This window comes from Variovorax gossypii (assembly GCF_003965815.1).
GTDB classification, from domain to species: Bacteria; Pseudomonadota; Gammaproteobacteria; order Burkholderiales; family Burkholderiaceae_C; genus Variovorax; species Variovorax gossypii.
Genome location: NZ_RXOE01000014.1, coordinates 1 through 7,329 on the forward strand (window position 1 = coordinate 1; position 7,329 = coordinate 7,329).

3 protein-coding genes are annotated in these 7,329 nt (G+C 69.1%); all 3 read left to right on the forward strand.

Going from position 1 to position 7,329, the window contains the following annotated elements; all coding sequences use genetic code 11:
• On the forward strand, window positions 1-848 hold an 848-nt coding region (locus tag EJP69_RS29340; protein WP_148112202.1), incomplete at its 5' end, for a phosphopantetheine-binding protein.
• On the forward strand, window positions 848-5,479 hold the full coding sequence (locus EJP69_RS29345) for a type I polyketide synthase (protein WP_126473972.1): 4,632 nt from the start codon (window positions 848-850) through the stop codon (window positions 5,477-5,479). The genes EJP69_RS29340 and EJP69_RS29345, both read left to right, overlap by 1 nt.
• Window positions 5,480-5,492: 13 nt before the next feature.
• On the forward strand, window positions 5,493-7,329 hold a 1,837-nt coding region (locus tag EJP69_RS29350), incomplete at its 3' end, for a condensation domain-containing protein (protein ID WP_148112203.1).

Consider the following 7,329-nt stretch of genomic DNA (forward strand, 5'->3'; position numbering starts at 1 on the left):
GGAGCCTGAACGAGGTTCCGGTGGGGGTGGCGGGAGAGCTGTACCTGGGCGGGGTCAACCTCGCTCGGGGTTACCTGAAGCGAGCCGCATTGACGGCCGAACGCTTCATCGCAGCGGCCAACGGAAGCAGGCTGTACCGCACGGGAGACCTTGTGCGGTGGAACAACGATGGCCAGCTGGAATACCTGGGGCGGATCGATCACCAGGTGAAGGTGCGGGGGTTCCGCATCGAGCTGGGGGAGATCGAGGCTGGGCTGCAGGGGCAGCCGGAGGTCAGAGAAGCAGTCGTGGTGGCGAACGAGGGCCCGGCAGGCACGAGGCTGGTGGCCTACGTCTCGGGCAACGCGGGCCAGGTGATCGACACGGCAGCCCTGAAGCAGAAGCTGGGCGAAGCGCTGCCGGACTACATGGTTCCGAGCGCGATCGTGGAGTTGGAGGCACTGCCGCTGAACGCGAACGGGAAGGTGGATCGCAAGGCGCTCCCCGTCCCCGCCATCACCAGCGACAAACCCTACGAGGCCCCGCAAGGCCCCATCGCCGAAACCATCGCCGCCATCTGGGCTGAAGTGCTGCAGATGGAGAAGGTCGGCATTCACGACAACTTCTTCGACCTCGGCGGGCACTCGCTGCTGCTGGTCCGCGTGCACCGCCTGCTCGAAGACAGGCTGCGCACTTCCGTCGCCCTGGTCCAGCTTTTCAAGTACCCCACGGTCGGTTCGCTGGCCCAGTGGATGGAGCGCGGCGCCGCCGCACCCACGGCGTCGTCGCCCACGGCCGGCGACGACCGTGCGCTGCGCCAGCGCGCCGCTTTGCTTCAACGTCGCAAATCCGCGGAAAGAGTCAACTGATGAACACCCTCAACGAACAGGCCGGGCAGCCCGATGCGGCCGCCACCACCGGCATCGAGATCGCCATCGTCGGCATGGCGGGGCGCTTTCCGGGCGCCGACGATGTCGACGTGTTCTGGCGCAACATCCGCGACGGCGTGGAGTCCGTCGCTGGCTTCACCGACGAGCAGCTGCGCGCCCGAGGCATCTCGCAGGAGCTGCTCGAGGATCCGGCCTATGTGAAGGCGGGCGTCCAGTTCAAGGGCTTCGATCAATTCGATGCCGGCTTCTTCGGTTACTCGCCGCGCGAGGCCGAGTACCTCGATCCGCAGCAGCGCATCTTCCTGGAGTGCGCGTGGGCCGCGCTGGAGCACGCCGGCTGCGACGCGCACAGCTGGCCGGGCAAGATCGGCGTCTACGCGGGCGAAGGCCCCAACCTGTACCTCATGCGGCACCTGCTGCCAGCGTTCGGCCTGGGCGACGGACGCGGCATTGCCGACCTGCTGGGCCTCATGAGCGGCAACTCCGGCGGATCGCTGTGCACCCGCGTGGCCTACAAGCTCAACCTGCGTGGCCCGGCCGTCACGGTGCAGACCGCCTGCTCGACCTCGCTGGCCGCGGTGCACACAGCCTGCCAGTCGCTGCTGGGCTACGACTGCGACATGGCACTTGCCGGCGGCGTGTGGCTCAACCTGCTGCAGGACAACGGATACCTCTACCAGGCCGGAGCCATTCTGTCGCCCGATGGCCATTGCCGCGCCTTCGACGAGAAGGCCGCGGGCACGGTGATCGGCAGCGGTGCGGGCATCGTGGTGCTCAAGCGACTGGACGACGCGCTGCGCGACGGCGACACCATCCACGCCGTCATCAAGGGCTCCGCCGCCAACAACGACGGTGCCGACAAGGTCGGCTTCACCGCGCCCAGCGTCAACGGGCAGGCCGAGGCCATCCGCGCGGCCCAGCTGATCGCCGGTGTGCCCGCCGAATCCGTGGGCTACATCGAGGCGCACGGCACCGGCACAGTGCTCGGCGATCCCATCGAGCTGGCCGCACTGACGCAAGCCTTCCAGGCCGATTCGGGACGCACCGGCTACTGCGCCATCGGCTCCGTCAAGACCAACGTGGGCCACCTCGACGCGGCGGCCGGCGTCACCGGCCTCATCAAGACGGTGATGGCGCTGAAGCACAAGACGCTGCCGGCGAGCCTGCATTTCGAGCGGCCCAATCCGCAGATCGACTTCGCGGCGAGCCCGTTCTACGTCAATGCAGCGACCAAGGCATGGCCCGCGGGCGCCACGCCGCGTCGGGCGGGGGTCAGCTCGTTCGGCATCGGCGGTACCAATGTGCATGTGGTGCTCGAAGAGGCGCCGGCCGTGAAATCGGCCGAAACATCGTCCAGCTGGCAGGTGCTGCCGCTGTCTGCCCAGAATACCGCCGCGCTGCAGCAGGCCGGCCGGCAACTGGGCCGCCACCTCGAAGCGTCGAGCGACCAGTCGCTTGCCGACATCGCGCACACGCTGCAGAGCGGCCGTCGCGCGCAGCCGCTGCGCGCGACCATCGTCGCCAACGGCAATGCCATGGGCGCGCAGACGCTGCTGTCGCCCGAGGGCGGTTTCGAGCAGGTGATGCGCGCGCCGGCCACCGCACCCGAGGTCGCCTTCCTGTTCCCCGGCGGGGGCACGCAGCACGCCAACATGGGCGCCGCGCTGTACCGCGACGACCCGGTGTTCCGCGGCGAGGTCGATCGCTGCTGCGCGCTGCTGAACGACGCGATGGGCATGGACCTGCGCCAGCTGTTGTACCCGGCGGCCGGTGCCGAAGCCGCAGCCGACCACAAGCTGTCGTGCATCGAATACACGCAGCCGGTGCTGTTCATCGTCGAGTACGCGATGGCCCGCGCCTGGATGGCACGCGGCGTACAGCCCGCCGTGATGCTGGGCCACAGCCTCGGCGAATACGTGGCGGCCTGCCTGGCCGGCGTGTTCAGCCTGGAAGACGCGCTGCGCATCGTCACCGCGCGCGGCCGCCTGATGCAGTCGATGCCCGCCGGCGCGATGACGGCCATCGCGCTGACCGAGGCCGAGCTCGCACCTTTCCTCCAGGCCGGCTGCGACATCGCGGCGATCAACGGCGAGCAGCTGTGCGTGCTCGCGGGGCCGTTGCAGGCCATCGAGGCGGCCGAGAAGCAGCTGTCCGCCCGCGGCCTGCTGCCGCGCCGCCTGCATGTCGCCATTGCGTCGCACTCGGCCATGACCGAGTCCATCGTGGCGGAGCTGCAGCAGGTGGTCGCCTCGGTGCCGCGCCATGCACCGCGCATCCCGTTCATCTCCAACGTCACCGGCAAGCCCATCACGCCCGAGCAGGCGGTGGATCCGGCCTACTGGGCGAGCCATCTGCGCAGCACCGTGCGCTTCGCCGACGGGTTGGCCGTGCTGCTCGGCGTGGCCGGGCGTGTCGTGCTCGAAGTGGGCCCGGGCGAAACGCTGGCCGGGCTCGCGCGGCAGCATCCGCTGGCCGCGTCGGCTGCAGGCATCTGGGCTAGCCAGGCACATCCGCAGCAGCAGGCCCGCAACGAGCGGCAACTGGCCAGCGTCACCGGCGCGCTCTGGTGCGCCGGCGTGGAGATCGACTGGGCCGCCTGCCGCGCAGGCCAGCCACGTCGGCAAGTGCCGCTGCCGACCTATCCGTTCCAGCGCCAGTCGTACTGGGTCGAGGCGGGCAGTTTCGAGGGCGGCGCCAAGGCCGGCGCGACAGGCGCTGCGACCGACGTTTTCTACGTGCCCACCTGGAAGCGCACCGAACCGCTGCTGCCCGTGCAGACCCCTGCGCCGGCTGGCACGTGCACGCTGGTGTTCGGCGAGACACGCAGCCTCACGGACAGCCTGATCCGTCACCTGCACCAGGATGCCGATACGCACCCCGTGGTCTGGGTGGAGCAGGGGCCTGCCTTCGTGGAGATCAGCCCGCGCCACTACGCGGTGCGTCCGGGCGAGCGGTCCGACCACGAGCAGGTGCTGCGCAAGGTGCAGGCCGAGCTGGGGCCGGTCTCGAAGATTCATCACTTGTGGAGCGTTGACGACGAACTCGCGGCGCCTTCGCAGTCGGACCAGATGCTGGAGCGCGGTTTCTTCAGCCTGCTGGCCCTCGCGCAGGCGCTGGACGCCGTATCGGCCGGCAGCGAACGCAAGCTGGCGATCCAGGTCGTCGCCAACCAGATGGAAGACGTCAGCGGGCTGGAGCCCCTGTGCCCCGAGAAGGCCACGTTGTTCAGCCTGGCCAAGGTGATCGGACAGGAATATCCGCACATCGACTGCCGCGTGACCGACGTTGTGTTGCCCGTGCCCGGCAGCGACGCGGAGGCATGGCTGGTGAAGCAGCTTGCGGCCGATGTGTCGGCGCGTCATGACGAGCCGCTGGTGGCATATCGCGGGCCGCATCGCTGGGTGAAGGCCTATGAGCCGCTGGCCCTGCCGGCACCGGGCGCCGGGCCGCAGCAGCGGCTGCGCACCCACGGCGTCTACCTGATCACCGGTGGTCTCGGCGGTGTCGGGCTTTCCGTGGCGCGGCACCTTGCCAAGTCGTGGCAGGCTAAGCTGGTGCTGTTCGGGCGCACCCCGCTGCCCGAGCGCAGCAAATGGGAAGCGCTGGCCGCATCGCCCGAGCAGCCGGCAGCATTGCGCCGGAAGCTGCTGCAGCTGCTGGAACTCGAAGCGCTGGGCGGCGAAGTGCTCGTGCTGTCGGCGGATGTGGCCGATGCGGCGCAGATGCAGGCAGCCGCCGCACAGGCCCGGGCGCGTTTCGGCGCCATCCACGGCGTGATCCACGCGGCAGGCCATGCCAACAGCGGGATGATCGGCCAGCGCAACCGTGCCATGGTCGACGCCGTGTTCGCGCCCAAGCTGCGCGGCACGCAGGCACTGCTCGAAGCGGTGCGCGAAGACGCACTCGATTTCGTGCTCTTCTGCTCGTCCATCTCCAGCATGGCCGGCGGCCTCGGCATGAGCGACTACGCCGCGGCCAACGCGTATCTCGATGCATTGGCCGCGCAGGTGCAGCGCAGCGCCCGCCACGCCGTCTTCTCGGTCAACTGGGACGCCTGGCGCGACCTCGGCATGGCCGCGGGCATGGTGCTGCCCGAAGGCGTCGGCATGGACGGCCCCGAGGGCGCGCTGGCGCTCGAGCGCATCGTCAACGGACCAGCCTTCTCGCAGGTCGTGATCTCCACGACCGATTTGGAGCAGCGCCTCGGTGAACTCGACAGCGGCATGCTCGAGCTGATCGAGTCCGGCCCCCTGGCCCATGCGGCACGCGCCGGCCGCCGCAACCATCCACGCCCTGCACTCGACACGCCCTACGTTGCGCCCGATGGCGACCTCGAAACCGGCCTCGCGGCGGTCTGGCAGGACATGCTGGGCATCACCGCCGTTGGCATCCACGACAACCTGTTCGAACTGGGCGGCGACTCGCTGCTCGCCATCCAGATCCTGGCGCGCGTGCGCAAGGCCTACGAGATCGAACTCCACCCGGCCGCCTTCTTCAAGGCGCCAACCATCGCCGACCTGGCCCTGCTGGTCGAGACCCGCCTGATCGAAGAGATCGAGAACGGCGAAAGCAGCGAGAACAAAGACCCGGCCGATGCCGCCACCGTCTGAAACAAGCACCGTCATGCCCGAAATCCAGGATATCTCCGCACGCCGCGCCAGCCTGAGCGCCGAACAACGCGCCAGGCTGAAAGAGCGGCTGCGCGGCGCGAACGTGGCCGGCACGCGCGAAACCGAAAGCGCCATTCCCCCGCGTCCGCAGAAAGACCGGGCACCGCTGTCCTTCGCCCAGCGCCGCCAGTGGTTCCTGTGGAAGCTGGACCCGGCCCGCACGGCCTATCACCTGAGCGGCGGCCTGGTGCTTTCGGGGCATCTGGATGTCGAAGCCCTGCGCGCGAGCGTGCAGGCGCTGGTCGACCGCCACGAGTCGCTGCGCACCGTCTTCCGCGAGGAAGGCGATGGCGAGGTGGAGCAAGTCATTCTGGAGACCCTGCCGGTCGCGCTGCCGTGCATCGACCTGAGCACGCTGGAAGCCGGGGCCCGCGAGGCCGCCATCGAGCATGAAGTGCGCGGCATTCGCACCGAGCCCTTCGACCTCACGCGCGGCCCGCTGATGCGCACCGTGCTGTTGAAGACCGATGCCCAGGCGCATCGGTTGCTGGTCGTGATGCACCACATCGTGTCCGACGGCTGGTCCGTGCAGCTCACGCTGGACGAACTGGCTGCGCAATACGCAGCACGTGTGCAGGGGCGTTCGATGGCGCAGCCCGCGCTGCCTGTGCAGTACGCCGACTACGCCGTCTGGCAGAACCGGTGGCTCGAAGGCGGAGAGGGCGAACGCCAACTCGCGTGGTGGCGCGATCACCTGGGCACCGAGCAGCCGGTGATCTCGCTGCACACCGACCGGCCGCGCAACGCCGACGGCCGCTACGGCTCGGCGCGCGTCACGGTCGCGTTGCCGGCCGATACCGTCGCACGCCTGCGCCAGCGGGCCCAGGGGCAGGGCGCGACGCTGTTCATGGCGCTGCTCGCGGGCTTCAATGCGCTGCTGTTCCGGCACACGGGGCAGGCCGATGCACGCGTCGGCGTGCCCATTGCCAACCGCAACCGGGCGGAGACGGCGGGCGTCGTGGGCTTCTTCGTCAACACGCAGGTGCTGCGTGCGCGTATCGATGCGCGGATGACGCTGGAGGAGCTGTTCGTGCAGACGCGCGACACGGCGATCGGAGCGCAGACCCACCAGGATCTGCCGTTCGAGCAATTGGTCGGCGCGCTGCGGCCCGAGCGCAGCCTCAGCGCGAATCCGTTGTTCCAGGTGATGTTCAACCATGTGCGGCGCGACCATCGCTCGCTGGCCGAATGGCCGGGCGTGTCGGTGCAGCGGCTTGACTTCGAGGAAGAGGACGCGCAGTTCGAGCTGACGCTGCAGACGCTGGAACTCGAGGACGGCAGCGTGGAGGCGACGCTTCTCTATGCATCGGAGCTGTTCGACCGGGAGACGGTGGAGCGGATGGCAGGGCATTACCTGTCGGTGCTGCGGGCGCTGGTCGAGCAGCCGCAGCAGGCGGTGGGGGATGTGGTGCTGGTGGGCGAAGCCGAGCGCGCGCAGCTTGCGGCGTGGAGCGAGAACGCACGCTGCCACGAGGGCGAGCAGCCGGTGCACCGCCAGATCGAGTCGCATGCAAGGCTCAAGCCTTCGGCACCTGCTCTGGTCTTCGGCGACGAAGCCCTGAGCTACGGTGAACTCAATGCCCGTGCGAACCGCCTTGCCCATCGCCTGATCGCCTCGGGCGTGGGCCCGGACGTGCTGGTAGGCATCTGCGTGGAACGCTCTGTCGAGATGATGGTGGGCATCCTGGCGGTGCTCAAGGCCGGCGGCGCCTACGTGCCCCTGGACCCCGAGTACCCGGCAGACCGCCTGTCCTACATGGTGCAAGACAGCGGCATTGCCTTGCTGCTGA

Bases quoted from the DNA above. Each gene is read 5' to 3' on its own strand.
- EJP69_RS29345 (WP_126473972.1), top strand. From the start codon at position 848: ATGAACACCCTCAACGAACAGGCCGGGCAGCCCGATGCGGCCGCCACC.